The organism is Frankia sp. AiPa1, from assembly GCF_023243075.1.
Classification (GTDB): Bacteria; Actinomycetota; Actinomycetes; order Frankiales; family Frankiaceae; genus Frankia.
Map to the genome: position 1 here is coordinate 138472 of NZ_JALKFZ020000003.1, position 24785 is coordinate 163256.

General features: G+C 70.6%; 22 protein-coding genes. 13 read left to right on the top strand and 9 right to left on the bottom strand.

The window, feature by feature from the left end; genetic code table 11:
• Positions 1–548 precede the first annotated feature (548 nt).
• Complete coding sequence (locus MXD95_RS02775; RefSeq protein ID WP_250638912.1) at positions 549–1505, top strand: LmeA family phospholipid-binding protein; 957 nt, start codon at positions 549–551, stop codon at positions 1503–1505.
• Here the strand turns inward: MXD95_RS02775 and MXD95_RS02780 are convergent.
• Complete coding sequence (locus MXD95_RS02780; RefSeq protein WP_250638913.1) at positions 1486–2352, bottom strand: LLM class flavin-dependent oxidoreductase; 867 nt, start codon at positions 2350–2352, stop codon at positions 1486–1488. The two genes, MXD95_RS02775 and MXD95_RS02780, sit on opposite strands and share 20 nt — an antisense overlap.
• 104 nt (positions 2353–2456) lie before the next feature.
• Positions 2457–3050 carry a TetR/AcrR family transcriptional regulator gene (locus MXD95_RS02785; RefSeq protein ID WP_250638914.1) on the bottom strand — a complete coding sequence of 198 codons (594 nt, stop codon included), beginning with the start codon at positions 3048–3050 and terminating at the stop codon, positions 2457–2459.
• A gap of 191 nt (positions 3051–3241) precedes the next feature.
• Here MXD95_RS02785 and MXD95_RS02790 point away from each other — a divergent pair, with 191 nt between their 5' ends.
• Genes MXD95_RS02790 through MXD95_RS02800 form a run of 3 tightly spaced genes read left to right on the top strand, consistent with a single transcriptional unit; the run spans position 3242 to position 6374 of the window.
• The gene (locus MXD95_RS02790; RefSeq protein WP_250638915.1) at positions 3242–4438 is read left to right on the top strand and encodes an acyl-CoA dehydrogenase family protein; all 1197 of its coding nucleotides are present in this window, start codon (positions 3242–3244) and stop codon (positions 4436–4438) included.
• Positions 4435–5541, top strand: a complete 1107-nt coding sequence (locus MXD95_RS02795; protein WP_250638916.1) for a phosphotransferase family protein — start codon at positions 4435–4437, stop codon at positions 5539–5541. Before MXD95_RS02790 ends, MXD95_RS02795 begins: the two co-directional genes overlap by 4 nt.
• Positions 5538–6374, top strand: a complete 837-nt coding sequence (locus MXD95_RS02800; protein WP_250638917.1) for an SDR family NAD(P)-dependent oxidoreductase — start codon at positions 5538–5540, stop codon at positions 6372–6374. Before MXD95_RS02795 ends, MXD95_RS02800 begins: the two co-directional genes overlap by 4 nt.
• 149 nt (positions 6375–6523) lie before the next feature.
• Here the strand turns inward: MXD95_RS02800 and MXD95_RS02805 are convergent, their stop codons facing one another.
• Together MXD95_RS02805 and fabG are read right to left on the bottom strand one after the other, a co-directional pair.
• On the bottom strand, positions 6524–7708 hold the full coding sequence (locus tag MXD95_RS02805; RefSeq protein ID WP_250638918.1) for a thiolase family protein: 1185 nt from the start codon (positions 7706–7708) through the stop codon (positions 6524–6526).
• A gap of 91 nt (positions 7709–7799) precedes the next feature.
• Positions 7800–8558 (bottom strand): 3-oxoacyl-ACP reductase FabG, encoded by a 759-nt coding sequence (gene fabG, locus MXD95_RS02810; RefSeq protein ID WP_250638919.1) that lies wholly within the window; start codon positions 8556–8558, stop codon positions 7800–7802.
• Between the two features lie 401 nt (positions 8559–8959).
• On the opposite strand from fabG, the gene MXD95_RS02815 reads away from it, so the two are divergent.
• The 3 genes from MXD95_RS02815 (at position 8960) to MXD95_RS02825 (ending at position 12003) form a co-directional block, all read left to right on the top strand.
• Positions 8960–10189, top strand: coding sequence for an acetyl-CoA C-acetyltransferase (locus tag MXD95_RS02815; protein ID WP_250638920.1), 1230 nt, complete (start codon positions 8960–8962; stop codon positions 10187–10189).
• Positions 10190–10323: 134 nt separating this feature from the next.
• Positions 10324–11106, top strand: a complete 783-nt coding sequence (locus MXD95_RS02820) for a class I SAM-dependent DNA methyltransferase (RefSeq protein WP_250638921.1) — start codon at positions 10324–10326, stop codon at positions 11104–11106.
• A gap of 117 nt (positions 11107–11223) precedes the next feature.
• Positions 11224–12003 (top strand): class I SAM-dependent DNA methyltransferase, encoded by a 780-nt coding sequence (locus tag MXD95_RS02825; protein ID WP_250638922.1) that lies wholly within the window; start codon positions 11224–11226, stop codon positions 12001–12003.
• 334 nt (positions 12004–12337) lie between these two features.
• Here MXD95_RS02825 and MXD95_RS02830 read toward each other — a convergent pair whose 3' ends face one another.
• Both MXD95_RS02830 and MXD95_RS02835 read right to left on the bottom strand, forming a co-directional pair.
• Positions 12338–12850 carry a MaoC family dehydratase gene (locus MXD95_RS02830; protein WP_250638923.1) on the bottom strand — a complete coding sequence of 171 codons (513 nt, stop codon included), beginning with the start codon at positions 12848–12850 and terminating at the stop codon, positions 12338–12340.
• 66 nt (positions 12851–12916) lie between these two features.
• On the bottom strand, positions 12917–14116 hold the full coding sequence (locus MXD95_RS02835) for an acyl-CoA dehydrogenase family protein (protein WP_250638924.1): 1200 nt from the start codon (positions 14114–14116) through the stop codon (positions 12917–12919).
• Between the two features lie 508 nt (positions 14117–14624).
• Between MXD95_RS02835 and MXD95_RS02840 the strand changes: the two genes are divergently transcribed.
• From MXD95_RS02840 to MXD95_RS02855, 4 genes are read left to right on the top strand one after another with little or no spacing between them, the layout of a single operon-like run.
• Positions 14625–15776: an acyl-CoA dehydrogenase family protein gene (locus MXD95_RS02840; protein ID WP_250638925.1), complete on the top strand. Its 1152-nt coding sequence runs from the start codon at positions 14625–14627 to the stop codon at positions 15774–15776.
• A 60-nt stretch (positions 15777–15836) separates the two neighbouring features.
• On the top strand, positions 15837–16349 hold the full coding sequence (locus MXD95_RS02845) for an FAS1-like dehydratase domain-containing protein (RefSeq protein ID WP_250638926.1): 513 nt from the start codon (positions 15837–15839) through the stop codon (positions 16347–16349).
• Entirely contained in the window at positions 16346–16762 is a 417-nt protein-coding gene (locus MXD95_RS28380; protein ID WP_250638927.1) for a MaoC/PaaZ C-terminal domain-containing protein, read from the top strand. The genes MXD95_RS02845 and MXD95_RS28380 overlap by 4 nt, the downstream gene beginning before the upstream one ends.
• 3 nt (positions 16763–16765) lie before the next feature.
• Positions 16766–17665, top strand: coding sequence for an enoyl-CoA hydratase-related protein (locus tag MXD95_RS02855; protein WP_250638928.1), 900 nt, complete (start codon positions 16766–16768; stop codon positions 17663–17665).
• A gap of 74 nt (positions 17666–17739) precedes the next feature.
• Here the strand turns inward: MXD95_RS02855 and MXD95_RS02860 are convergent, their stop codons facing one another.
• Positions 17740–18768: an LLM class F420-dependent oxidoreductase gene (locus MXD95_RS02860; RefSeq protein ID WP_374121942.1), complete on the bottom strand. Its 1029-nt coding sequence runs from the start codon at positions 18766–18768 to the stop codon at positions 17740–17742.
• Between the two features lie 148 nt (positions 18769–18916).
• Positions 18917–20140, bottom strand: a complete 1224-nt coding sequence (locus MXD95_RS02865; RefSeq protein WP_250638930.1) for a CaiB/BaiF CoA transferase family protein — start codon at positions 20138–20140, stop codon at positions 18917–18919.
• A gap of 406 nt (positions 20141–20546) precedes the next feature.
• Between MXD95_RS02865 and MXD95_RS02870 the strand changes: the two genes are divergently transcribed.
• Both MXD95_RS02870 and MXD95_RS02875 read left to right on the top strand, forming a co-directional pair.
• On the top strand, positions 20547–21614 hold the full coding sequence (locus MXD95_RS02870; RefSeq protein ID WP_250638931.1) for an HpcH/HpaI aldolase/citrate lyase family protein: 1068 nt from the start codon (positions 20547–20549) through the stop codon (positions 21612–21614).
• 105 nt (positions 21615–21719) lie between these two features.
• Entirely contained in the window at positions 21720–23111 is a 1392-nt protein-coding gene (locus tag MXD95_RS02875; RefSeq protein WP_250638932.1) for a lysylphosphatidylglycerol synthase transmembrane domain-containing protein, read from the top strand.
• 43 nt (positions 23112–23154) lie between these two features.
• On the opposite strand, the gene MXD95_RS02880 is transcribed toward MXD95_RS02875, so the two are convergent.
• A complete protein-coding gene (locus MXD95_RS02880) occupies positions 23155–24663 on the bottom strand; it encodes a Kelch repeat-containing protein (protein ID WP_250638933.1) in 1509 nt (502 codons plus the stop codon).
• Positions 24664–24785: the final 122 nt, after the last annotated feature.

Below are 24785 nucleotides of genomic sequence, written 5' to 3' on the forward strand. Positions count from 1 at the left end.
ACTCGGCTTCGCGTGCGGCACGGCTGCTGTCCTTCCGGTAGGGTGCCCATGACATTCACGGGTTCATGAACGCGGCATCTGACACCACCATCTCCCTGGTTACCTGTCAACCGGCGCAGCCTGCACCGGACCGCGGGATGTGACGTGTGCCGCCCAGGCGCGCACGCGTGGCGGCACACCGGCGGTCCGACCGTTCCAGTGGTATGGACTCTGGCCGGCCAACCGAGGTCGCGGCAGCCAGGACGACGGGGCACCGTGCGACGGGAGATGATCCGATGAGCGACGGGCGGGGCACTGGAAGCGAGACCTGGAGGAAGCGCGACGTGGATGCCGATCAGGCACCTACGCCGGGAGACAACAGGGATCAGCAGCGTCAACCTCCCGAGCCGTGGTCACCGAGGTGGAGTGGTTCCACACCGTCGGAATACGGCGAGACGCGCGCGTCGGGGTATGGCGAGACTCCGCCGACCGGAAGTGGCGCGCCACCGCCGTGGGGATATGACGACGATCCGGTCGCCGGTGACGCCGGTGACGCCGAGGTCGCCCCGGTGGTCGCTCACACCAGACGGAGCCGGCTCGCTGTCCTGGCTGCCGGGCTCGGCCGGCGCCGCTCCACCGCCGACCCGTCCGGTGGAGCGGCGCCCACTATCGAGGTTCCTGACGGGGGCGCCGCACGTGGTGCTATGGCCGGCCGGGCTCCTGTACGCCTGCGGACCGTGCTGCTGATCGTGCTGCCGATCGCGCTGATCGTGCAGTTCGTGGTCCTCGACCGGGTCAGTGTCCAGCTGGCCGAGCATGAGATGGCCACGCAGATCCGCTCCGGTGCCGTGGCGGACATGCCGTGCGGCACCACGCCGCCCACGGTGCGCGACGTCAGCATCGGCGGTTTCCCGTTCCTCACCCAGGTTCTCACCGGCAGGTTCAGTGACCTTGGCCTGACCATGACCGGGATGCCCACGCCCGGCCCGCGGATCGAGGCGATCAACGTCCATCTGAAGGGCGTGCACGTGCCGATCGTCAAGCTGGCGACCGGTGGGGAGGGCGACATCACGGTCGACCGGATGCGGGCGGCCGTGCGTATCACCTATGCCGACCTGAACGCCTACCTGGCCGGGCAGCCAGGAAAAATCCGGATCAACCCGGTGGACGGCGGGCGCCGCCTGGAGATCTCGGCGTCGGCGGACGTACCCTTGCTGGGCGCCCAGCAACTCGCCGGAATCGTCACCTTCGCGGTGCACAACAACCTCGTGACGCTGATCCCCAGCCAGATCTCGCTGAGCGGTCTGGTGAACATCACGATCCCGCTCGGCTTCCTCAGCGGCGTCCTGACCTCGCTGCCCATCCCCCTGGGTGATCTGCCGTACCACCTGAACGTCACCAGCGCCGAGACCGATGCGACCGGGCTGTCGCTCGCGGCCACGGCCAGCGACATCACCGTGCCCCCGATGGACGAGACGCCCCAGTGCCGGCAGGCCGGCGCAGACGTCAGCGCAGGGCGGGGATGACGGTCTCACCGAAGGCGGCCAGGGTGGCCGGGTCCGCGAAGTCGCAGAACCAGGTGTAGACCCGTTCGACGCCCCGCTCGCCCAGCGCGCCGAAGAAATCGATCAGCTCGGTCGCGGTGCCGACGACCGTGCTTCGCCGCGCGAACCGGCGGGCGGCGGTCTGCTCCACCCGCTCGCGGTCGGCCTCGGTCGGCACGAAGGCGACGTAGTGCTGGAGCGAGATCCGGGCCTTGCCGGCGTGCGCGCGCATCTCGTCGAGCCGGTCGAGGATCCCGATGTGCACGTTCCACCAGTCGGCGTGGGCGGCCACCAGCTCCATCGTCCGCGGACCGGCACCACCAATGGTGATCGGAATGTGCCCGAGCGGGGTGGGGGCCTGGCGGGCATCGTGCAGCTGGAAGAACTCGCCGTCGTAGTTGACCACGTCACCGGTCCACAGGGCACGCAGGATCTCGAGGGTCTCCCGCAGCCGGCGCACCCTGGCCCGCGGTTGCGTCGGCCGCACATCGTAGGTGACGAATTCGTTGTCGCGTGAACCCCAGCCGATGCCGAGTTCGTACCGTCCACCGGAGAAGTGGTCGAGGCTCACCGTCTCCTGGGAGAGCGCCATCGGGTGGCGGAAGGCGTCGCACAGCACCAGCGAGCCGACAGTGAGCCGCGTGGTCTGCGCGGCCAGCCAGGCGTTGGTGACGGTCGCGCTGAACATGGGCTTGTCCTCGGCCAGGGGTGGGGCCAGATGATCCATCCCGGCGATGCCGTCGAAGCCCGCGGCCTCCGCTACTCGCGCGCGCTCGACGAGTGTCGCCGGGCTCATGCGCATCTGCGGCAGGTACACGTGGAACTCCACGGTGGGCTCCTCCGTCGGGTCGATCAGGTGTGGCGATCGGACTGGACGATCGCGCCGGAGTAAAGAGGCTCCGCGTCGTTGGTATCCCATCCCACCGCTGGGAGTCATCCAGATCGCACGCCGACCAGCCGTAACGCGAACTGGCCGTACTGCCAGACCACCGCGTCCTCGCCCGGCTCGCCGCCCTCCCGGAACCAGACGGCGACGCCCATTCCCAGGTCAAGGATGGCGTAGGAGGCCAGTCGGGCCGAGGCGGCGTCAAACCGGCCAAGCCGGACGCCGACCTCGATCAGGTCGCGGAAGCAGCGCTCGTACTCGGAGCGCAGCGTCAGCACTCGTTCCCGGTGCGGGGGGACGAGGCTGCGGATCTCCCGGTTGCCGACGAACGCCTCCCGCCGGTGTCGGGCGTGGTACCGCACATGCGCCTCGGTGGCTCGACGAAGTCGTTCGACCGGATCATCCGGCGCGACCCCGGCGAGCGCGCTTCGGTGCGTTCTGAGCAGGTCCTCCATCGTCCGGGTCATGATCCGGACGAGGATGTCCTGCTTGGACGGCACGTGCCGGTACAGGCTGGGTCCGCGTACCCCGACCGCGGCACCGATGTCCGCCATCGTGGTCGCCTCATAGCCAAGACGGGTGAACAGCTCGAGGGCGGCGGTGAGGATCTCCTCCGAGCGCGTCGAACCGGTCCGGCCCATCGGATCCCCTCTCCTGCCGCTGTCCGCTAACCACCGATAGCAGCACTGGTGCTCCTGGTGGAGCCCTGATCCTAATCAGACCTGTTGCAGAGGGGGAATCGCCCCTCTAGGCTTCCGCTAATGCTCATTAGCACTAAGTATCAGCAGCTACCGTCACCATCCGTCAGCAACGCCGTTCCGGTGGAGATTCGATGACGATTGATCTCGCCCCTGAGCCGCCCGTCGCGGACCTGGCCCGCCGCACCGCCGAGTTCGTCCGCGCGGTCGTGCTCCCGATCGAGGCCCAGGGCGGTGTCGTTGCCCTGACGTCCGAGCGGCGCCGTGAGCTGCAGGACGCCGCCCGCGCGGCCGGGGTGTTCGCCCCGCACGTCAGCGCCGAGTACGGCGGCCACGGGCTGGACATGCGTGGGCGGGCCACCGTGTTCGAGGAGGCGGGCTACGCGCTGCTCGGCCCGCTCGCCCTGAACATCGCCGCGCCCGACGAGGGCAACATGCACATGCTCGAGGCGATCGCGACCGAGGAGCAGAAGGAGCGGTACCTGCGCCCGCTGGCCACCGGCGAGATCCGCTCCTGCTTCGCGATGACCGAGCCCGCCCCCGGCGCCGGCTCCGACCCGCGGGCCCTGCTCACCCGGGCCGAGCGGATCGGCGGCGGCTGGCGGATCAACGGCCGCAAGTGGTTCATCACCGGCGCGGACGGTGCTGGCTTCGCGATCTGCATGGCCCGCACCTCCGGCGAGCCCGGCGTGGCCACCGGCGGCGCGACGATGTTCCTGATCGACGCCGACAACCCCGGCATGAAGATCGTTCGGCACATCGAGACGCTGGACGAGACGCTGTTCGGCGGGCACTGCGAGCTGGTCTTCGACAACTGCGAGGTGCCCGACTCCGCCGTGCTCGGCGAGGTCGACGAGGGTTTCCGCTATGCGCAGGTGCGCCTCGGCCCCGCGCGGATGACGCACTGCATGCGCTGGCTTGGCATCGCGAAGCATGCCCGCGACATCGCCGTGCGCCGGGCGAACGAGCGCGAGCTGTTCGGCTCCCGCCTGGCCGAGCTCGGCATGATCCAGCAGATGATCGCCGACAACGAGATCGACATCGCCGCGTCCCGCGGTCTCATCAACCAGGCCTGTTGGGAGCTCGACCAGGGCCGTTCCGGTGCCCAGTCGACCGCGATCGCGAAGACCTTCTGCGCCGAGGCGATCTACCGGGTCGTCGACCGGTCGCTGCAGATCTGCGGCTCGCTCGGTGTCTCCGGTGACGTCCCGCTGGGCCGCTTCCTGCGCGAGGTCCGTCCGTTCCGCATCTACGACGGCCCCTCCGAGACGCACCGCTGGGCGATCGCCCGCCGCGTCGCCCGCCAGGCCGCGACCGAGAAGGCCCGATGAGCGACGTGTCCGGAGTCGGAATCGGAGTCGGAATCGGAGTCGGTACCGGAGGCGTCGAGGGGCTTGATCTGCCCGCGCTCGAGACGTTCCTCGCCGACAGGGTGCCAGGTTTCACCGGCCCGCTGTCAGCCCGGTTGCTCTCGGGCGGCCGCTCCAACCTGACCTACCTGCTCACCGAGGGTGATCATCGCTGGGTGCTGCGGCGCCCGCCGCTGGGTGGGCTCACCCCGTCCGCCCACGACATGCTGCGCGAATACCGGATCGTCTCGGCGCTGGGTGGCAGCGGCGTGCCGGTGGCCCGGGCGGTCGTGTCCAGTGACGCCGACGGCCCGCTGGGCGTGCAGTTCGCGATCGTCGAGTTCGTCGCCGGCGAGGTCATCCGGACCGAGGAGCAGCTCGAGGCGCTGCCCCAGGCCACGGTTGACGCCTGCGCCCACGCACTCGTCGACGTGCTCGCCCGCCTGCACGCCGTCGATCCCGCGGCCGTCGGGCTCGGCGACTTCGGCCGGCCGCAGGGCTACCTGGCCCGCCAGGTACGGCGCTGGTACGACCAGTGGCAGCGGGTACACACCGTCGAGCTGCCCGACGTCGACACCCTGCACGCCCAGCTCGCGCAGCGGTGCCCGGTGGAGTCCGGCGCGTCGATCGTGCACGGCGACTACCGCATCGACAACGTCATCGTGAACCCGGCCGACCCGGCCGACATCCGGGCGGTGGTCGACTGGGAGATGGCCACCCTCGGCGACCCGCTCGCCGACCTCGGCCTGCACCTGGCCTACCGTGACCCGGCGTTCGCCCCGGTGCTGGCCGGTTCCGCCGCCGCCACCAGCACGCGGATGCCGGGCAACGACGCCCTGCTCGCGCGCTATGTCGGCGTGACCGGTCGCAACCTCGGCGCGTTCTCCTTCTACCTCGGGCTCGCCTACTTCAAGATCGCGGTGATCGCCGAGGGCATCCACTACCGGCATGTCCACGGGCACACCCGCGGCGAGGGCTTCGAGCGGGTCGGCGAGGCCACCGCGCCTCTGATCGCCGCGGGCCTTCGCGCCCTGCGCGACACGTCCTACGACGGAAAGCACGACGGGACGGCGGTGTCCGGATGAGCGGCGCTGGGAGCTCCGCCGGCAGCAGCGGGGCCGCCGGCACGGATGCCGCCGGTGGTCGTGGTGGCGGTGTGCTCGACCTGTTTCGGCTGGACGGCCGGGTGGCCGTCGTCACCGGCGCGAGCTCCGGGCTCGGCGCCCGCTTCGCCCGGGCCCTGGCCGAGGCGGGGGCCGACGTCGTGCTCGCCGCCCGGCGGGTCGAGCGGCTGCGCGAGGTCGCCGCCTCGGTCGCCGAGGCCACCGGCCGGCGCACCCTGGCCGTCGAGACCGACATCGCCGACCCCGACGCGTGCGCGGCGCTCGCCGACGCGGCTTTCGCCGAGTTCGGGCGGCTGGACATCCTGGTCAACAACGCCGGCGTCGGCACCGCCGTGCCGGCGCTGCGGGAGAGGCCCGACGACTTCCGCCGGGTCATCGACATCAACCTGAATGGTTCCTACTGGGCCGCCCAGGCCTGCGCCCGGCACATGGGCCCGGCTTCCTCCATCATCAACATCTCCAGCGTGCTGGGGCTGGTCAAGTCGTACGTGCCGCAGGCGGCGTACAGCGCCAGCAAGGCCGGCCTGATCGGCCTGACCCGCGACCTCGCCCAGCAGTGGTCCGGGCGCAAGGGCATCCGCGTCAACGCGATCGCCCCTGGCTACTTCGAGACCGAGCTGACCGCGGACGTCCCGCGGGAGCCCCTGCTGACGTTCATCGGCACCACCGGCATCCTCGGCCGGCTCGGCGAGCCGCACGAGCTGGACGCCGCCGTGGTCTTCCTCGCCGGCCCCGGCGCCTCCTACATCACCGGCGCCACCCTCGCCGTGGACGGCGGCATGTCCGGCCACTGAGCCCCGCCCGATCCGGCGCGGACTTTCGATGTAGCCTTCTACAGGGTCAAAGCGGGCAAATCGCCCTTCGTAACCCTGTAGAAGGAACACGAACGCTTTCCGGGCGGGCGGGCGGGCGGGCGGGGGGGGTGGGCGGGGTGGGCGGGTGGTTAGAGGCGTTCGATGAGGGTGGCGGTGCCGAGGCCGCCGCCGCAGCACATGGTGATCAGGCCGTAGCGGCCGCCGGTGCGCTCGAGCTCGTTGAGGGCTCGGGTGATCAGGATGCCGCCGGACGCGCCGAGCGGGTGGCCGAACGCAATCGCGCCGCCGTTGGGGTTGACCCGATCCAGGTCGGCGCCGATCTCCTTGCGCCAGGCCAGCACCACCGACGCGAACGCCTCGTTGACCTCGAACACGTCAACGTCGTCGATCGTGAGACCGGACTCGGCGAGCACCTTGCGGGTGGACGGGATCGGCCCGGTCAGCATCGTCACCGGATCGCAGCCGACCAGCACCGAGTGCACTAGCCGGGCCCGCGGGCGCAGCCCGAGCTGCTCGGCCCGCGCGGCGCTGGCGAGCAGGATCGCCGAGGCACCGTCGGCGATCTGCGACGAGGTGCCCGCGGTGTGCCGGCTGCCGCCCGGCCGGTCGGGCACGTTCGTCCTCAGCTTGGCCAGGCCCTCGAGGGTGGTCGGCCGCAGCGCCTCATCCATGGTGAACGGCTTGTGCCCGACGACGGCGCCCCCGTCGTCGGTGACCGGCGCCGAGACTCCGACGATCTGGCTCGCGAACCGCCCCTCGGCGACGGCGACGGCCGCGCGCTGCTGGGAGAGCAGCGCGTAGGCCTCCAGATCGTCCCGGGTGACGCCCCACTGCTCGGCGATGCGCTCGGCGCCCTCGAACTGGGTGGTGACCTCGTAGTGGGCCTGGAACCGCTCGCCGCGGCCGATGCCGTAGGTCGGCTCGGTGCTGGCCGTCATCGGCACCTGGTTCATCGACTCGATGCCGCCGACGACCGCGATGTCGACCAGGCCGGAGCCGACGAGCGCGTGGGCCAGCGTGGTCGCCTGCTGCGACGATCCGCACTGCGCCTGCGACGTCGAACCGCCGACCTCCAGGGGCAGGCCGGCGCCGAGCCAGGCGTTGCGGGCGATGTTCGCCGCCTGCTGGCCGACCTGGCTGACGCAGCCGACGACGAGCTGCCCGACGAGCGCCGGGTCGAGGCCAGTGCGATCGAACAGCCCGCGCAGCACATCCCCGAGCAGATCCGGGGCCTGGACATCCTTCAGCGAGCCCTTGCGCCTGCCGATCGCCGACCGGCAGGCGTCCACCACCACGACCTCGGTGCTCGTCATCACTCCACCTCGTTGGCTGTGCTGGCCGTGCTGGCTGGCTGTGCGGGCTGGCTGTACCGGCCGGCTGGGCTGGTTGGCGGCCGGCCTCAGGTCAGGTCCGCGGGCCGCCCGCGACGTAGATGACCTGGCCGGAGACGAACCCAGCGCCCTCACTGACCAGGAACGACACGGTGTGGGCGATGTCCTCGGGGACGCCGACCCGGCCGACGGGAATCGCCTTGGCCCGCTCCGCCGCGTAGTCGTCCCAGCTCTTGCCGAGCCGCTCAGCCGTCGCCTTCGTCATCTCGCTGGCGATGAGGCCGGGGGCGACGGAGTTGGAGGTGATACCGAACTTGCCGAGCTCGACCGCGATCGTCTTGGTGAAACCCTGGAGCCCGGCCTTGGCGGAGGAGTAGTTGGCCTGGCCCCGGTTACCGAGCGCGGACGTGCTCGACAGGTTGACGATCCGGCCGTACTTCGCCTCGACCATGTACTTCTGGACCTCGCGGGTCAGCAGGAACGCGCCGCGCAGGTGCACGGCCATCACCAGGTCCCATTCCGCCTCGGGCATCTTGAAGATGAGGTTGTCCCGGGTGATGCCGGCGTTGTTCACCAGCACGGTGGGCGGGCCGAGCTCGGTCGCGATCCGGGTGACGACCGCGGCGACCGCGGCGGCGTCACTGACGTCCGCGACGGCGGCGAGCGCCGTGCCACCGCTGGCGGAGATGCTGTCGGCGACCTCCTTGGCCCCCGCCTCGTCCAGGTCGACCAGCGCGACGGCGAAGCCATCGGTGGCGAGCCGGCGGGCCGTGGCCGCGCCGAGTCCCCGAGCCGCGCCGGTCACGATCGCGACGCGTCCAGTTTCGCTCATCAGCATCTCCTTGTTCACGATGGTCCTGCCGCCCGGTCGCGCCGAGCGATCGAGCGGCAGGACCGGACATCCACGGTGCGGCCAGGGCTGCCGAGAAGCCAGGGCCCCTGAGAAGCCAGGGCCGCCGAGAAGCAGCGGAGCGACCGGGCACACGCGTCGGACCGGCGGGCCGGACGCGTCGGCGAGGCCACCGGCGCAAGAGCCTACTTTGCCGTCCCGGGCGGCGCCAGAAATGCGGATCACCCCATAACAGGCCCATGATCAGGCCATTCGCGGGAATGATCAGAGGTCCGGCGAGATTCAGGAATGTGCAGGCCTGCCGCGTTATCGTGCTCCTCGGAGCCGCTCCGGCAGGCTGTTCGGCCGGATGCGTGTGCGGCCAGGTGCAGACGGGAGTTCTCATGCGTGACGCGGTGATCTGCGAGCCGGTCCGGACCGCGGTCGGGCGGTACGGCGGAGTGTTCAAGGGCCTGACCGCCCACGATCTCGGCGCTACCGTGCTGCGCGGGCTGCTGGAGCGCACCGGCCTCGGCTCCGCCGACATCGACGACGTCCTGTTCGGCTCGTGCTACCCGACGATGGAGGCTCCGGCGCTCGGCCGCGTCGTCGCCCTCGACGCGGGCCTCGACATCACCGTGCCCGGCCTGCAGCTCGACCGTCGTTGCGGCTCGGGCGTGCAGACCGTGACGATCGCCGCGATGCAGGTGCAGACCGGTGTCGCCGACGTCGTGCTCGCCGGCGGCGCGGAGAGCATGAGCAACGGCGCCTTCTACTCCACCGAGATGCGCTGGGGTCCGAACGCCGGCTCCATCACGTTGCTGGACGCCCTCGCCCGCGGCCGGACGACCGCCGGCGGCGTCAACCATCCCGTCCCCGGCGGCATGATCGAGACGGCGGAGAACCTGCGCCGCGAGTACAACATCTCCCGCACCGAGCAGGACGAGTTCTCCCTGCGCTCGCACCAGCGCGCCGTCGCCGCCCAGACCGAGGGCCGGTTCAGCGACGAGATCATCCCTGTGACGGTGAAGAGCCGCAAGGCCACCGCCGTCGTCGACACCGACGAGCACCCGCGCGCCGACTCGAGCCTCGAGTCTCTCGGCCGTCTGCGTCCCATCATGGGCCGCGAGGACGCCGAGGCCACCGTGACCGCCGGCAACTCCAGTGGCCAGAACGACGGCGCCTCCGTCTGCGTCGTCACCCACCCCGAGGCCGCCGAGCGCCTCGGCCTGCGCCCACTCGCCCGCCTGGTCAGCTGGGCCGTCGCCGGCGTCGAGCCGTCGCGGATGGGCATCGGCCCGGTCCCGGCGACCGCCAAGGCACTCGAGCGCGCCGGGCTGAAGCTGTCCGACATCGACCTCATCGAGCTGAACGAGGCGTTCGCCGCCCAGGTGCTGGCCTGCACCCGCGAGTGGGGCTTCCCTGCCGGCGACTGGTCCGCCGGTGACTGGGAGCGCTTCAACGTCAACGGCTCCGGCATCTCGCTGGGTCACCCCGTCGCCGCCACCGGCGGCCGCATCCTCGCCACCCTGCTGCGCGAGATGCACCGCCGCGAGGTCCGCTACGGCCTGGAGACCCTCTGCATCGGCGGCGGCCAGGGCATCACCGCCATCTACGAGCGCATCCCAGCTTAGGCAGCCCGTTCCGCGGAACCGCGTGCGGATCATGGTGTTCCGCGGAACCGCGTGCGGTGCGGCGGTCGACGGGATAACTGTCGACGGGATAATTGAGGTGCGGTCGGTTGGTGACTCCTGGTAGAAGATCTGCCATGGGTGGCATCGGTGAAGAGAGCGATTTTCTCGGCCCGGCGGTCTACGGTGACACGATCGCCGACATCTACGACGACCTGTACTCCCCGCGGCACGGGCAGGCGGCCGCTGTTTCGGCCGCCGATTTTCTCCACGGCAGGGCCGGCGCCGGGCCCGCGCTGGAACTTGGGGTCGGGACGGGACGAGTGGCGCTGCCGCTCGCGGCGAGCGGGACGAGAGTCATCGGAATCGACGCCTCGTCCCGAATGCTCGACAAGTTGCGAGAAAAGCCCGGATCGGCTGATCTCGAGCTCAGGCTCGGCGACTTCGGTGATCTGACCGGAGACGGGCTGCCCGCGCAGTCACTATCGCTGGTCTACGTGGTTTTCAACACGTTCTTCATGCTCGCCGACCAGGACGCGCAGGTCCGCTGTTTCGCCTCGGTGGCGGCCGCGCTGCGGCCGGGCGGGGTGTTCGTGCTGGAGGCGTTCGTCCCCGACACGACCCGCTACGACCGTGGACAGCGGGTGGAGGTCGCGGGCGTGGCGGAGGAGTCCGTACAGCTCAACGCGACTGTGCACGATCCGGTGGCCCAGCGGGTTCGCACCCGCCATCTCGTCCTCGGTCCGCACGGCGTGCGGACCTACCCCGTCGACCTGCGGTATGCCTGGCCGAGCGAGCTGGACCTGATGGGCCGGCTCGCCGGCCTGGAGCTCACGGAGCGGTGGGGCGGCTGGGCGGGCGAGTCGTTCACCGCGGCGAGTGCCACCCACGTCTCCGTCTGGCGCAAGCCCGAGGCCTGACCGCGGCCCGAGCCGCGAATGTACGGCGCCGGTTAAAAACGGCGCTGGCCGGAGGACGTCGCGGCCGGGGAGAAAAATGGGATGACGATATGCTGCGGCTCCGTTAGAAATAGCCCCATGGTCGACACGGAAGAAATCGACAGATTTCTCGATCCGGAAGTTTACGGCGACGCGATCGCCGACATCTACGACGAACTGCATTCCGGGCCCGACCGGCGGGAGGCAACATACGCCGCAGCGGATTTCCTGCACGCGCGAGCCGGCGCGGGGCACGCGCTGGAGCTCGGTATCGGGACTGGGCGGGTGGCGCTGCCGTTGGCGGCCCGGGGGACGAAGGTGGTCGGCATTGACGCCTCGCCGCGGATGCTGGAAAAGCTGCGCGACAAGCCCGGCGCATCCGGCCTGGAGCTCAGGCTCGGTGACTTCGGTGATCTGGATCTGCCCGGCGGGCACTTCTCCCTGGTCTACGTGGTGTTCAGCACGTTCTGTGGGCTGCCCGATCAGGAGGCACAGGTCCGCTGCTTCGCGGCGGTGGCGGCCGCCCTGCGACCCGGCGGGCAGTTCGTGGTGGAGGCGTTCGTCCCCGACCCCACGCGCTTCGGTCGCGGCCAGCGGGTGGATGTCGACCGCTTCACCGAGGACGCCACACACCTCAACGCGGCGGTCCACGACCCGGTCGCCCAGCGGATCCGCAACAGGCGCCTGGTCCTCGGACCGGACGGGGTGCGCAACTACCCGGTCGACCTGCGCTACGCCTGGCCGAGTGAGCTGGACCTGATGGGGCGCCTCGCCGGTCTGGAGTTCGCCGAGCGATGGGGCGGCTGGTCGGGCGAGCCGTTCACCGCGGCGAGTGCCACCCACATCTCCATCTGGCGAAAGTCGCCGGTGATCAGATAGCCAGGCCGGGGGAGGCTGCGGCGACAGTGCGGATCCCACCCCGCGGCCAGCCGGGCGATCCGCCGCTCCGAAGGCCCGGCCGTCACGCACTGCCACGATGTGGATTGTCGCTTTTGTCGGATGTCTGCAGGGGAAACGGTCTCTGTGGTCGCATCTTCCGGTTTCGTGTCCGGATTGTCACACCACAAGGACCACGGGCCCGCCGGGGCGCTGAGGCCCCACCGAACGATTTACTTGATCCGTCGCCGACGGTACAGACCGTCATTCCCGGGTGCCTGTGCGGGCACAGGGTGCGCCGGCTCAGGATCGGGCCCGGCTCAGGATCGGGCCCGGCTCAGGATTTGGGGGCGGCGGGTTCGGGGCGGCCGGGCTGTTCGCCGCCGCGGGCCTCGCCGTAGGCGCGCTTGGGGACCATGACCTTGCGGCGGTAGATGCAGACCAGGGTGCCGTCCTGGTTGTGGCCGCGGGTCTCGACGGTGACGATGCCGCGGTCGTTCTTGGACTTCGACTCGACCTTGCCCAGCACGGTCGACTCGCCGTAGATGGTGTCGCCGTGGAAGACCGGCGCGACGTGGCGCAGCGACTCGACCTCGAGGTTCGCGATCGCCTTGCCGGACACGTCGGCCACCGACATGCCGAGCAGCAGTGAGTAGACGTAGTTGCCGACGACCACGTTCCGCTTGAACTGGGTGGTCTTCTCGGCGAAGTTCTGGTCGAGGTGCAGCGGATGGTGGTTCATGGTGATCAGGCAGAACAGGTGGTCGTCGTACTCGGTGACCGTCTTGCCGGGCCAGTGCTTGTAGACGGCGCCGACCTCGAACTCCTCGTAGTACCGGCCGAACTGCATGGGTCGCCTCGATCGTGTGGGGTGGCGTCGTGGTCAGGGTCGGGGCTGCCGCCGGACGGCGGGCCCTCAGCCATTCAGGCGGTAGTCCTTGAGCAGGGCGCGGCTGATGATGCGCTTCTGGACCTCGGATGTGCCCTCGCCGATGAGCATGAACGGCGCCTCGCGGTAGAGGCGCTCGATCTCGTACTCCTTGGAGTAGCCGTAGCCGCCGTGGATGCGGAACGACTCGGTGGTCACCTCGTGGCAGTATTCGCTGGCCAGGTACTTGGCCATGCCGGCCTCGACGTCGTTGCGCTGGCCCGAGTCCTTCTTGCGGGCGGCGTTGACCATCATCAGGTGGCCGGCCTCGACCTTGGTGGCCATCTCGGCGAGCTTGAAGGCGATGGCCTGGTGGTCGGCGATCTGGTGGCCGAAGGTGCGCCGCTGCTGGGCGTAGGCGATCCCGAGCTCGAACGCGCGGATCATGATGCCACAGGCGCGGGCGGCGACGTTGACCCGGCCGACCTCGACGCCGTCCATCATCTGGTAGAAGCCGCGGCCGGCCTGCTCGGGCCCACCGAGGATGGTCGAGGCCGGTATGCGGTGGTTGTCGAGGATCATCTCGGTGGTCTCGACGCCCTTGTAGCCGAGCTTCTCCAGCTTGCCGGGGATGGTGATCCCGCCGTGCGTGCCGAAGCCCGGCTCCTTCTCCAGCAGGAAGGTGGTCATGTTCTTGTAGACCGAGCTCGCGCCCTCGTCGGTCTTGACCAGGGTGGCGACGACCCCGGAGCGGGCGCCGTTGGTCAGCCACATCTTCTGGCCGTTGATGAGGTAGTCGTCGCCGTCGCGATCCGCGCGGGTGGTGATCGCCGACACGTCGGAGCCGCAGCCGGGCTCGCTCATCGAGAAGGCCCCGCGCACGTCCCCGGTCGCCATCTTCGGCAGCAGCCGGTCGCGCTGCTCCTGGCTGCCGTGCTGCAGGATGAGGTAGGCGACGATGAAGTGAGTATTGATCACTCCGGAGACGCTCATCCAGCCGCGGGCGACCTCCTCGACGACCAGGGCGTAGGTGAGCAGCGACTCGCCGAGCCCGCCGTACTGCTCGGGGATCGTGATCCCGAACAGCCCCATCTCCTTCATCGCGTTGATGATCTCTTCGGGGTACTCGTCCTTGCGCTCGAGATCACCCGCGTTCGGCAGGATCTCCTTGTCCACGAAGGTGCGCACGGCCGCCAGGATGTCGGTCTGGACGTCGGTGAGCCCGTCGGTCTGCGCGATCCTGCCCATGTCCAGCTCCTCGATGGGTCCTGCGGCGGGTGGGTCCACGGCCGGTGGATGCGGTGAGCAGGACAATAGCTAGCTTGTTAACACGCCTGTCGCGGCGCGGGCAAGGAATACCTGGGATGGGTTACCGGGTGTGCGGAGAACCTCTTCGGCATGGGTGGAGGACGGTCGTCCACAGGTAGTCCGCAGGTAGCGCGGTCGGTTGATCCCTGTGTCCGGTTGGCGTGTCGTGGCCCACATCTCGAGCTACTCGCGTCCAAATAGTGACAGATTGTGCCTGATGCCCATCCGGTCGGGTCGGCGGGCGGGGGGATCGGTTGCGGGTGGGCGGTGTCACCCCTAGCATTTGAGGCGCTTTTTGCTATGTCTGTCACGGATCACAACTCTGTTGCGGATCTTGTCTGGTGCGGATCGGACCGTCGCGGGGGGCTCTCGACCGTGGCGCGCCGCGGCGGCGCCCATAACGCCATAACAGCAGTACTTCTGATGGATTTCGGGTGGTGACGGTCGGGTGAGCAGTGAGATCATTGACGAGGTCGTGGCCTCGGTACGCCGTTTCGTGCGTGACGAGGTGGTACCGGCCGAGCCGGAGATCGAGGAAAATGATGCGATTCCGGACCGAATTCGCGCCGCGGCCGCGGACATGGGACTGTTCGGTTTCGCCATCCCTGAGATCTATGGCGGGCTCGGCCTCTCGATGAGCGAGGAGGCGCGGGTGGTCTTCGAGCTCGGTTACACCACGCCGTCCTTCCGCTCAATGTTCGGCACGAACAACGGAATCGCCGGTCATGTCCTGCTTGAGGGTGCCACCGAGGAGCAGAAGAAGACGTATCTCCCGAAAATCGCCTCGGGCGAGTGGGTGGCGTCCTTCGCGCTGACCGAGGAAGGCGCCGGATCCGATCCGGCGGGGCTTTCCACCACGGCCCGGCGCGACGGTGACGAATGGGTCATCAACGGTTCGAAGCGGTATATCACCAACGCGCCGAACGCCGATGTCTTCATGGTCTTCGCCCGTTCCGAGGAAGGCTCCACGGGCGGTCGGGGGATCAGCACGTTCATGGTCGAGCGCGACACCCCCGGGCTGCGGGTCGCGCCCAAGGACCACAAGATGGGTCAGGCTGGAGCCTGGACCGCGGACGTCTACTTCGATGATCTGCGGGTCGGCACCGACACTCTGATCGGCGGCCCGGCCGGCGAGGGCCGCGGCTACGGCACGGCGATGAAGTGCCTCGCCCACGGCCGGATCCACATCGCCGCGCTGTGCGTCGGCATGTCGCAGCGTCTGGTCGACGAGTCGGTGGCGTACGCGGCCCAGCGGGTGCAGGGTGGCAAGGTGATCGGGGAGCACCAGCTCATCCAGGGTCTGCTGGCGGACTCGGTGACCGACCTGCACGCGTCGCGGGCGCTGGTGAAGGAGGTCGCCGCCGCGTTCGACGACGGCAGTGACCGGCGGATCGGTCCGTCCACGGCGAAGTACTTCGCGTCGGAGGCGGTGGGGCGGATCGCCGACCGGGCGGTGCAGATCCACGGCGGCAGCGGGTACATGCGTGGGGTACCGGTGGAGCGTTTCTACCGGGACGCCCGCCTGTTCCGTATCTACGAGGGGACGAGCCAGATCCAGCAGCTGGTGATCGCACGCAACGTCCTGCGCGACGCCGGCTGAACCAGACTTCTCCCGGTCTCCCGACAGGGGGACTTCTCCTGCGATGGATGAGGGCGTGTGGTGAGCTCTTTTACCTTCCCGGTCGAGGCCGGTGCGGTCCTGCTGTTCTCCCGGGCCGTCGGCTATCCCGACTCCGCCTACGGCGACGGAAAGTCCGGCGCCCCACCGACCTTCGTGCAGTCCAGCGCACAGTTCGACCCGGAATCTCATCTCCGCCCGAAGCCCGGTGAGCCGTGGCGCGGCTCGGGGCGCACCCCCTCGGGCCTGGCCGCTCCGGTGCCGACCGCAGGCAGTCTGCACGCCGAGCAGAGCTACGAATACCACCGCCCGGTGCGGGTCGGCGACCTTCTCACCGCCACCCAGGTTCCGGGGAAGTCCTGGGAGAAGGCCGGTCGACGCGGTGGTGCGCTGACGTTCACCGAGACGATCACCGAGTACCGCGACTCGGCCGGCGAGCTGGTGGTGACGGCGCGTTCCGTCGCCGTCGTGCCGTCGAAGGTGGTCGAGGCCCCGGCGGAGGACGCCGGGAGCGGCGGATCCGGATCGAACGAGGAGTCGGCGGTGGCCCGGTGAGCCCGCGCGAGGTTGCCGTCGGCGACACGGTCGAGTCCGTGCTGACCGAGGACCTGACCCGAACCCAGCTTGTCATGTACGCGGGGGCATCTGGTGACTACAACCCGTTGCACACCGATGACCTGTACGCCCGGGAGGCCGCCGGGTACCCGGGGGTCTTCGCTCACGGCATGCTCACGATGGGCATGACCGGCAAGGCCGTCACCGACTTCGTGGGGGACGGTGAGCTGCTGCGCTACGGCGTGCGGTTCCGCAGCCAGGTCTGGCCCGGGGACCGCCTCACCACCACGCTGACGGTGACCGGCATCACCGAGGACGATGGACGCCGAATCGTCGAGCTCGACATCGCCACCGTCAACGGCGACGGCGTCCAGGTCATCAGCGGAACCGCCAGCGCCGCCCTGCCGGTCTGAGCCGTGGGGGACGCATCTGCGACGGCCGGCAACCTGGGCGCCGGAGGGCCGGCAGCCGGGGAGCTGGCGCCCGAGGACACGGTGCTGCGCGAACTCGACGAGGATGGGGTGCTGCTACTCACGCTGAACCGGCCGGGGCGGCGCAACACGTGGGCCTACGACATGGAGCTGCGCTACGCCGCGCTGCTGGAGGAGGCCGCCACCGACCCGGCGGTGCGGGTGATCGTGCTGACCGGCGCCGGCGAGGCGTTCTGTGCCGGCATGGACATGGAGCTGCTGCGGCGGGCGACGACCGACCCGGACTTCGTCCGCCCGGTGCGTCCGCCGGCGACGATCCCGCGCACGGTGCCCAAACCGATCATCGCCGCGGTCGACGGGGCGTGTGCCGGGGTCGGCTTCGTCCAGGCGCTGCTTGCCGACCTGCGGTTCACCACGGCCCGGTCGAAATGGACGACGGCTTTCACCCGCCGCGGGCTGATCGCCGAGGACACCGCGAGCTGGTTGCTGCCCCGGGTCGTCGGTGCGGGGCACGCCGCCGACCTGCTGATGTCCGGCCGGGTGGTGCGCGGCGACGAGGCGGTACGCATCGGGCTGGCCGGCCGGCTCGTCGAACCCGACGAGCTGCTACCGGCGGCGCTGGACTGGGCCCGCGACGTGGCGCGCAACTGCTCGCCGTGGGCGGTGGCCCAGGTCAAACAGCAGCTTGCCGCCGATGACGCGGCGAGCCTTGAGCAGTCCCGGCTGCGGGCCAACACCGCGCTCGATCTCGCCCGGAGCATGCCCGACTATCCCGAGGGCGTCGCGTCGTTCCGCGAACGCCGCCCGCCGCGCTTCGCCGGCCTGCCCGCCGACCATCCCCGCATCGACGTGGAGCCCCCACCGGCCCCGCGGGTGCGGGTCTAAGGGGGTCGAGGGGACACCGCGGTTCTGACCCGGGGGGCGAGAGCGTCGCCCCCCGTTGCGTCGCCCCCCGTTGGTCAGGCAGCGTCGCGGACGTGGGCGAGCAGCTCGGTGAGCAGGCTCGGCTCGGCGTCGTACGGCGCGTAGAAGGACGTCCGGCCGAAGATGTGCCCGAGCTTCTTCCGCAGGGCCGGCCCGACCTCCGCCGGCGTGCCGACGACGGAGAAGGTGTGCAGTATCTCGTCGGTGATCAGGGAGCCGAGCTCGTCCCAGCGGCCCGCCTTCGTCAGCTGGTGCAGCTCGGGCTGCAGGTCACCCCAGCCGTGCAGCTCCAGCACGGGACGGTAGACGGGGGTCGAACCGTAGAAGGCGATCCGATCGCGGGTGCCGGCGATCGCGGCGGCGAGCTCCTCCTCGGTGCGACCGACGGTGACGAACATGGGCCCGGCGACGACGAGGTCGTCCAGCGTGCCGCCCTGCTTCGCCCGCCCGCGGCGCAGCGCCGGCAGCGTCACCTCCTCCAGGTAACGCCGGGTGGTGAACGGGTGGGTGAAGAAGCCGTCGGCGACCTCGCCGGCCGCCTCGGTCATCGCGGTGTTCACCCCGGCCACGTACACGTCCGGCGGGCCGTACTGATGCGATTCCGGCGAGAAGAACGGCGTCATCAGCGTGTGGGTGTAGAACTCGCCGCGGAAATCCAGCTTCGTGCCGTTCTGCCAGGATTCCCAGATCGCCTTGAGCGCCAGCACGTATTCGCGCATCCGGGCCGCCGGACTGCCCCAGGGCATCGAGAACCGCCGCTCGACGTGCGGCTTGACCTGCGAGCCGAGCCCGAGGACGAACCGTCCCCTGCTGTACCGGGCGAGGTCGTAGGCGGAGTAGGCGGTCGTCATCGGGCTGCGGGCGAAGGCGATCGCGACGGATGTGCCCACCGTGATGCTCTCCGTTGCCTGGGCGGCCTGCATGATCTGCAGAAACGGGTCGTGGCTGGTGTCGCCCACCCACGCGCCCGCGTAGCCGGCGGCCTCGGCATGGTTCGCGGAGGTCGCCACGAGGTCGATGTCGTTGGCCAGTTCAGCGTCGATCCTCATCGGATTCCTCTCCACTGCGGCGTATCCACTGCGGCGTTTCCACTTCCGTGCCGCTCAGTTCGGTTCCGGTTCCGGTCGCGGATTCGGGTGCCGCTTGCGACTCTCGGGCCGGTATGGACCCACGTCCGTCCGATCCCGGGTGCTGCCGGACGCCACGTGCTGGTCAGATCACCTGGTCGGCCCGGAGCCCGGCGATCTCGTCGGGGGTCAGGCCCACCTCGGCCAGCACCGCCTCGGTGTGCTCGCCGAGAGCCGGTACCGGGCCCATCGGCAGCGTCCAGTCCGAGGTGATCGGCGGCGGCAGCGGCGCGCGCCAGGGCCCCGCGGGGGTGGCGACCTCCCGCCAGCGGTCCCGGGCGGCCAGGTGCGGGTGGTCGATGACCTCCTGCACGGTGTTGAGCCTGGAGTTGCCGATGGCGGCGTCGTCGAGGATCTTCTCGGCCTGCGCGATGGTGACCGCGGACGTCCACGCCCGGATGGCCTCGTCGAGGCGGGGGCGTAGCCGCACGCGGTCATCGTTGTGCGCGAAGGCGGGGTCGTCGGCCAGGTCGTCGCGGCCCAGCACCGTGCGGGCCAAGCGCTGCCACTCGCCGTCGTTGGTGGTGCCGAGAACGATGGTGTAGCCGTCCGCCGTCGGGTAGGACCCGTAGGGCGAGACAGCCGGGGAGCTGACTCCGTTGGGGATCTGCTCCTCGCCGGTGCCCATGGTGACGTTCATGGTGTAACTCATCCACTCGACCACCGTGTCGAACAGGCTGATGGCGAGCGCGGTGCCCCGGCCTGTGGTGGCCCGGGCGTGGACGGCGGCGAGCACGGAGGTCGCCGTGTACATCCCGGCGCCGATGTCGGCCACGGGAATGCCGGGCTTGGCCCGGTGCTCGGCCGTCCCGGTGATCGAGCACGAGCCGCCCTCGGACTGCACGAGCAGGTCATAGGCTCGCTTGTGGGACAGCGGTCCGCCCTCGCCGTAGCCGGAGATGTCCACGGCGATGATGCGGGGGAACCGTTCGACGAGCTGCTCGGCGGCGAAGCCATAGCGCGCGGCCGCTCCCGGTGCGAGGTTCTGCACCACGATGTCGGCCCTGGCGAACAGCCGCTCCAGCACGTCGGCGCCGCGCGGGTCGCGGAAGTTCAGCGCGACCGACTCCTTGCCCCGGTTCGCCCAGACGAAATGGGCGGCCAGTTCGCCGAGGACCGCGTTGTCGTAGTCTCGGGCGAAGTCGCCGCCGCGAGGGTTCTCCACCTTGATGACCCGGGCACCCAGGTCGGCGAGAGTCCGGGTGGCCGTCGGCGCGGCCACGGCCTGCTCCAGCCCGACCACCACGAGATCGCTCAGGGGGAGCCCGGATCGCTGCCGCCCGACCCGCGGATCGCCATCGTCGGCCAACGTTCCTCCTCGCGATGGGCGCCCGGCCGGGGCCGAGCGGTCATGAACTTCAATAAACCAGAAGGGCCGGTCCGGCGCGGGATTGCGCGGCGGGGGTCACCCTGTCAGCCGGCCGGGCAGCTGCCCGCGCGCCGGTTCGGTACGTCTCCCACAGTCCGGTCCGACCCGTCGCTGTCCGCCTCGAGCCGCGCCGGACCTCGGTGGGTGAGGATCCTGGACAGACGCTGTCACTATCGGTGATTGAAGTCGGGGCGGCGTAAACCGAGAGCTGGTAGCGTCCCTCGTCGTCGAACATCGCGGTCGTCGAACATTGCGGTCGTCGAACGTCGTGCTGGCTGCTGGTGGTGATCAGGCCCGTCCGACGGGTTCGGTTCCCCAGCCAGGTTCCCCTCCCGGGAGACTCCCCATGCGCAGTGCCAAGGACTTCTTCGCTCCGCTTGCCGTGGGCGCGCCAGCCCCGGCGCGCGAGATCCCGTGGCGGCCGTCCCGGGTGATCCATTTCTTCGACCCCAGCAACGCCAAGATGGCGGCGAAGCTGCCGACCCTCATCCCCAAGGTCGACGTGCTGCTCGGCAACCTCGAGGACGGCGTCAAGGCGGACAACAAGCTCGCCGCCCGGGAGGGTCTGATCAAGATCGTCGAGGGGGGCGCCGAGTTCGGCGACACCCAGTTCTGGATCCGGGTGAACAGCATCGACTCGCCTTGGGGCCTGGACGACCTGCTCACCCTGGTGCCGGCGATCGGTGCCAAGCTTGACGTGATCATGCTGCCCAAGGTGCAGGGCGCCGAGGACATCCACTACGTCGACCGGCTGCTCGCGCAGCTCGAGGCACGGGCGGGCCTCACCCGCCCGATCCTCGTGCACGCGATCCTCGAGACGGCGCGCGGCGTCGGCAACGTCGAGGAGATCTGCGCCGCGAGCCCCCGGATGCAGGGCCTGTCCCTCGGCCCGGCCGACCTTGCCGCCGACCGGCGGATGAAGACCACCCGGGTGGGCGGGGGTCACCCTGGTTACCTGGTGCGCCAGGACCCCACGCCGGACGACCCGACCGCCGTGCGCGCCACCTTCCAGCAGGATCCCTGGCACTACACCCTCGCGCGGATGGTCGACGCCTGTGTGGCGCACGGGATCATGCCGTACTACGGGCCGTTCGGTGACATCGCCGACACTCTCGCGTGCGAGGACCAGTTCCGCAACGCCTTCCTGCTCGGCGCGGTCGGCGCCTGGTCGCTGCACCCGGTGCAGATCGACATCGCCAAGAAGGTCTTCAGCCCCGAGCCCAAGGATGTCGCGTGGGCGAAGCGCGTGGTCGAGACCATGGGCGACGGCACCGGCGCGGTGATGGTCGACGGCACCATGCAGGACGACGCGTCGGTGAAGCAGTGCCAGGTCATCCTCGACCTGGCCCGCCGCCTCTCCGCCCGCGACGCCGACTTGGCCGCCAGCTACGGCCTGCCCGGCCAGAGCACCTGACCTCGGCCCGTCCTGATCCGCCGGCCAGGTCAGGAGTAGCCCGGCCGGCCGCGTCGGGTCCGGCTCGCGCTGCCCGCGCGGCGAGTGGGGTGGAGGATGTTCCGAGTGCCGGACGACTCCGCCGACGTTCCCATAAACGGTCCGAACAAACGAGCCGGTGTGAACAAGCTGGACAAACTTGACGAGCTGGGCAGTCTGGACGACGTGGACGACGACGTACCGCCGGCCTCAACGGACGAAGCCGCACCGGCCCTCACCGGCGAGACACCACCGGGCCCGACCGGCGGCGCGCTGCCGGCTCACGCCGGCGAGGCACCGCCGGCTCCACCCTCGGAACGAACCCCGGAGCCACCGGGGGCAGGAAAGTCCGAGGCGGCACAGTCCGAGGCGGCACAGTCCGAAGCGGCACGGTCCGAGGCGGCCCGGACCGAGGCGGCACGGACCGGGTCGGTCGGGGGCCGCTCGCGGCGGGTGGGTGCGACGGCGGGGCGGTTCCGGACCGACGTCGTTCCGGGCGGTCTCGCCTGGGGCCGGATCGCCGGCCGGGTGGTGCCGCTCGCGATCACCGCAGTGGCCATCTACCTGCTCGCCCCGCAGTTGCTCACCGTGTTCTCCGCGTTCCCGCGGCTGCGCAACTTCCGGCCGCTGTGGTACCCGGCCATGGTCGCCCTGGAGATCGCCAGCTTCGCCTGCGTCTGGCAGCTGCAACGCCTGGCCATCGACGGGCTGGGCTGGTTCCTGTCGATCACCTCGCAGCTCGCCTCGAACAGCATCAGCCGGATCATCCCCGGTGGGATCGCGGTGGGCGGCGCCGTCCAGTTCCGGATGCTCAGCCGGGCGGGCTGTGATCCGGTTTCCGCCGGCTTCGCGCTGACCGCCGTCTCGATGGTGACGACCAGCATCGTGTTCAGCCTCCCGCTGTTCGTCCTGCCGGCGCTGATCTTCGGCCAGCCGGCGCCGCACGACCTGACGACGGCCGCCTGGCTCGGCGGCGTGGTCTTCGCCGTGCTGGCTGTGATCGGCCTGGTCCTCGCCCGGTCGGACGGGGCGGTGCGCCTGCTGGCCCGTCTGCTCGCCCGCCTGGCACGGCTGGCCCGGCGGCCGATCGACGCGGAGCTCGCCGATCTGCTGCTCATCCGCCGCGACGAGGTGCTGCGTTCGCTCGGGCGCCGGCTGCCCGCCGCGGTCCTGGTCGCGGCGGGAAAATGGGGGTTGGACTATCTGGCGCTGCTCGCGGCACTCGCCGGCGCCGGCCAGCATCCCCGGGCGTCCCTGGTGCTGCTGGCCTATGTGGCCGCCAGCGTGTTGGCCATGATTCCGATCACACCGGGCGGCCTCGGTTTCGTCGAAGCCGGCCTGACCGGAACCCTTGCCCTGGCCGGGGTGCCGCCGGCAGCCGCGGCCCTGTCCACCCTCGCCTACCGGCTGGTGTCGTTCTGGCTGCCGCTCGCCGCCGGCGCCCCCGCCTGGATCGCCTACCGCGTCCGGTACCGCTGAATCGGCACCGGACGCGGCGGTCGGCGCGGCGCGTGGGCGGTGCTCAGCCGGTCAGCGCGGACACGCTGTCGTCGGACTCGCCGGATCCGGTGGTGCCGCCCAGCACGTAGACCTGGCCGTTTCCACCGGTCGTGGCTGCGGCGTCGGCCCGGCCCGATGCCTGGCCGGACGGGCCCGCGGCCCACGTGTCACTGTCCGGCGAGTAGACCTGCACGGCATCGGTGACCGTGCCGTCCGAGCCACGCCCACCCACGAGATAGAACCGCCCGTCCGGGCCAGTCGCTCCGGACGCGCCGGTGACCGCAGTCGGCAGGCTGGCCACCTGCGCCCACGATCCACTGCCACCGCCCGAACCGGGGGTATAGGCGTAGGCCTTCGAGGACGCTCGCGCCGCCGACCTCCCGTCGGTGGAGCCACCCGCTACCAGGAGGCGCCCGTCGGGCAGAGCGGCGAGCACCGGCGTGGTCGGGGCCGACGGAGGCGCCTGCGCCGTGGACCAGGCGTTCGCGTTCGGGTCGTAGATCGCCAGAGTGGCGCCGTCGAGGACGTAGATCCGCCCGTCCGAGCCACGGGCCGCCCGCGGCGAGGCCATCGGCTGGGGCAGCGAGGTGGCCTGCGACCAGGAGTCGTTGGACGGCGAGTACACCTCCACGGTGTCCGTCGGACCGCTCGTCCCCTGACCGCCGATCGCGTAGACCCGGCCATCCGTTCCGGTGGCCGCGGCCAGATCCGTGCGGGGCGTCGGCAGCCCAGCGGCCTGCGTCCAGGCGCCCGAGGACGGGTCGAGCACCGCGACGGTGTCCACCGGCGTGCCCGCCGCCCCGGCCGTCCCGGCTGCGCCGCTGGGTGAGGCGCTCGGCGAGGTGCTCGGCGAGGTGCTCGCCGACTCACCCGGAGTGGCCGTATTGCTGGGAGTGGCCGAGTTGCTGGGAGTGGCTGTGTTGCCGGGGGTGGCTGTGCCGGCGCCCGAGCCCGGCGTGCCCGACGCGCTGGGGTTCGCTGCCGCGGTCGCCGTCCCACCGATCGCGTAGATCTTTCCGTCGCAACCGGTGGTGGTCGCCAGTCCGGTGATCGCGGTCGGCAGATCGGCGATCGGCTTCCAGGTGCCCAACGGCCCGCTCGCCTGCGCCAGGGCCGGGCAGGACGGGCCGGTGGCGGCACCCCCGCCGGGAGCCGTGCCCGGCGCGCCGGTGCCGCTCGGGCTGGCGGTGCTGCTCGGGCCCGCGCTCTCGGTCGGGCTGGCGGTGTCGCCCCCAGGCCCCGCCGTGTCACCCGGTCCGGTGGTTTCACCCGGCCCCGCCGTCTCGTCCGGGCTGTTGGAATCGGCTGAGGAGGGCGTGTCAGTCGTTGTTGGGTCGAGGCCTGCGTCGGAGTCCGAACGGGATGACGGTGCCGACGTCGCGTCAACGGACGCGCCGGGGGTCGGGCTCGGGACTGCTGTGGCACCGAAGGCCGTGCTGACCAGGCCGGGAACCGTCAGCGCGGCCGTGAGGGTCGCGGACAGGACGAACGCGCGGGAGGCGCATCGTCGGGACGTGCGAGACCAGCTCATAAACTTCCCCCTTGTCGGGCCAGCGGTCGCGACCCGGCGGGCGGGTCCAGGGCTGTGGATCCGCCGGGTCCGGTCGCATCTCCACCGACGAGCGTGCGCGCATGGTGTTCCCTTGGATGCGA

Coding starts and splice junctions, on each gene's coding strand:
- MXD95_RS02785 (WP_250638914.1), bottom strand. CDS start 3,050: ATGGGCCGGACCGGTTCGACGCGCTCGGAGGAGATCCTCACCGCCGCC.
- MXD95_RS02790 (WP_250638915.1), top strand. CDS start 3,242: ATGACGATTGATCTCGCCCCTGAGCCGCCCGTCGCGGACCTGGCCCGC.
- MXD95_RS02795 (WP_250638916.1), top strand. CDS start 4,435: ATGAGCGACGTGTCCGGAGTCGGAATCGGAGTCGGAATCGGAGTCGGT.
- MXD95_RS02800 (WP_250638917.1), top strand. CDS start 5,538: ATGAGCGGCGCTGGGAGCTCCGCCGGCAGCAGCGGGGCCGCCGGCACG.
- MXD95_RS02805 (WP_250638918.1), bottom strand. CDS start 7,708: ATGACGAGCACCGAGGTCGTGGTGGTGGACGCCTGCCGGTCGGCGATC.
- fabG (WP_250638919.1), bottom strand. CDS start 8,558: ATGAGCGAAACTGGACGCGTCGCGATCGTGACCGGCGCGGCTCGGGGA.
- MXD95_RS02815 (WP_250638920.1), top strand. CDS start 8,960: ATGCGTGACGCGGTGATCTGCGAGCCGGTCCGGACCGCGGTCGGGCGG.
- MXD95_RS02820 (WP_250638921.1), top strand. CDS start 10,324: ATGGGTGGCATCGGTGAAGAGAGCGATTTTCTCGGCCCGGCGGTCTAC.
- MXD95_RS02825 (WP_250638922.1), top strand. CDS start 11,224: ATGGTCGACACGGAAGAAATCGACAGATTTCTCGATCCGGAAGTTTAC.
- MXD95_RS02830 (WP_250638923.1), bottom strand. CDS start 12,850: ATGCAGTTCGGCCGGTACTACGAGGAGTTCGAGGTCGGCGCCGTCTAC.
- MXD95_RS02835 (WP_250638924.1), bottom strand. CDS start 14,116: ATGGGCAGGATCGCGCAGACCGACGGGCTCACCGACGTCCAGACCGAC.
- MXD95_RS02870 (WP_250638931.1), top strand. CDS start 20,547: ATGCGCAGTGCCAAGGACTTCTTCGCTCCGCTTGCCGTGGGCGCGCCA.
- MXD95_RS02880 (WP_250638933.1), bottom strand. CDS start 24,663: ATGAGCTGGTCTCGCACGTCCCGACGATGCGCCTCCCGCGCGTTCGTC.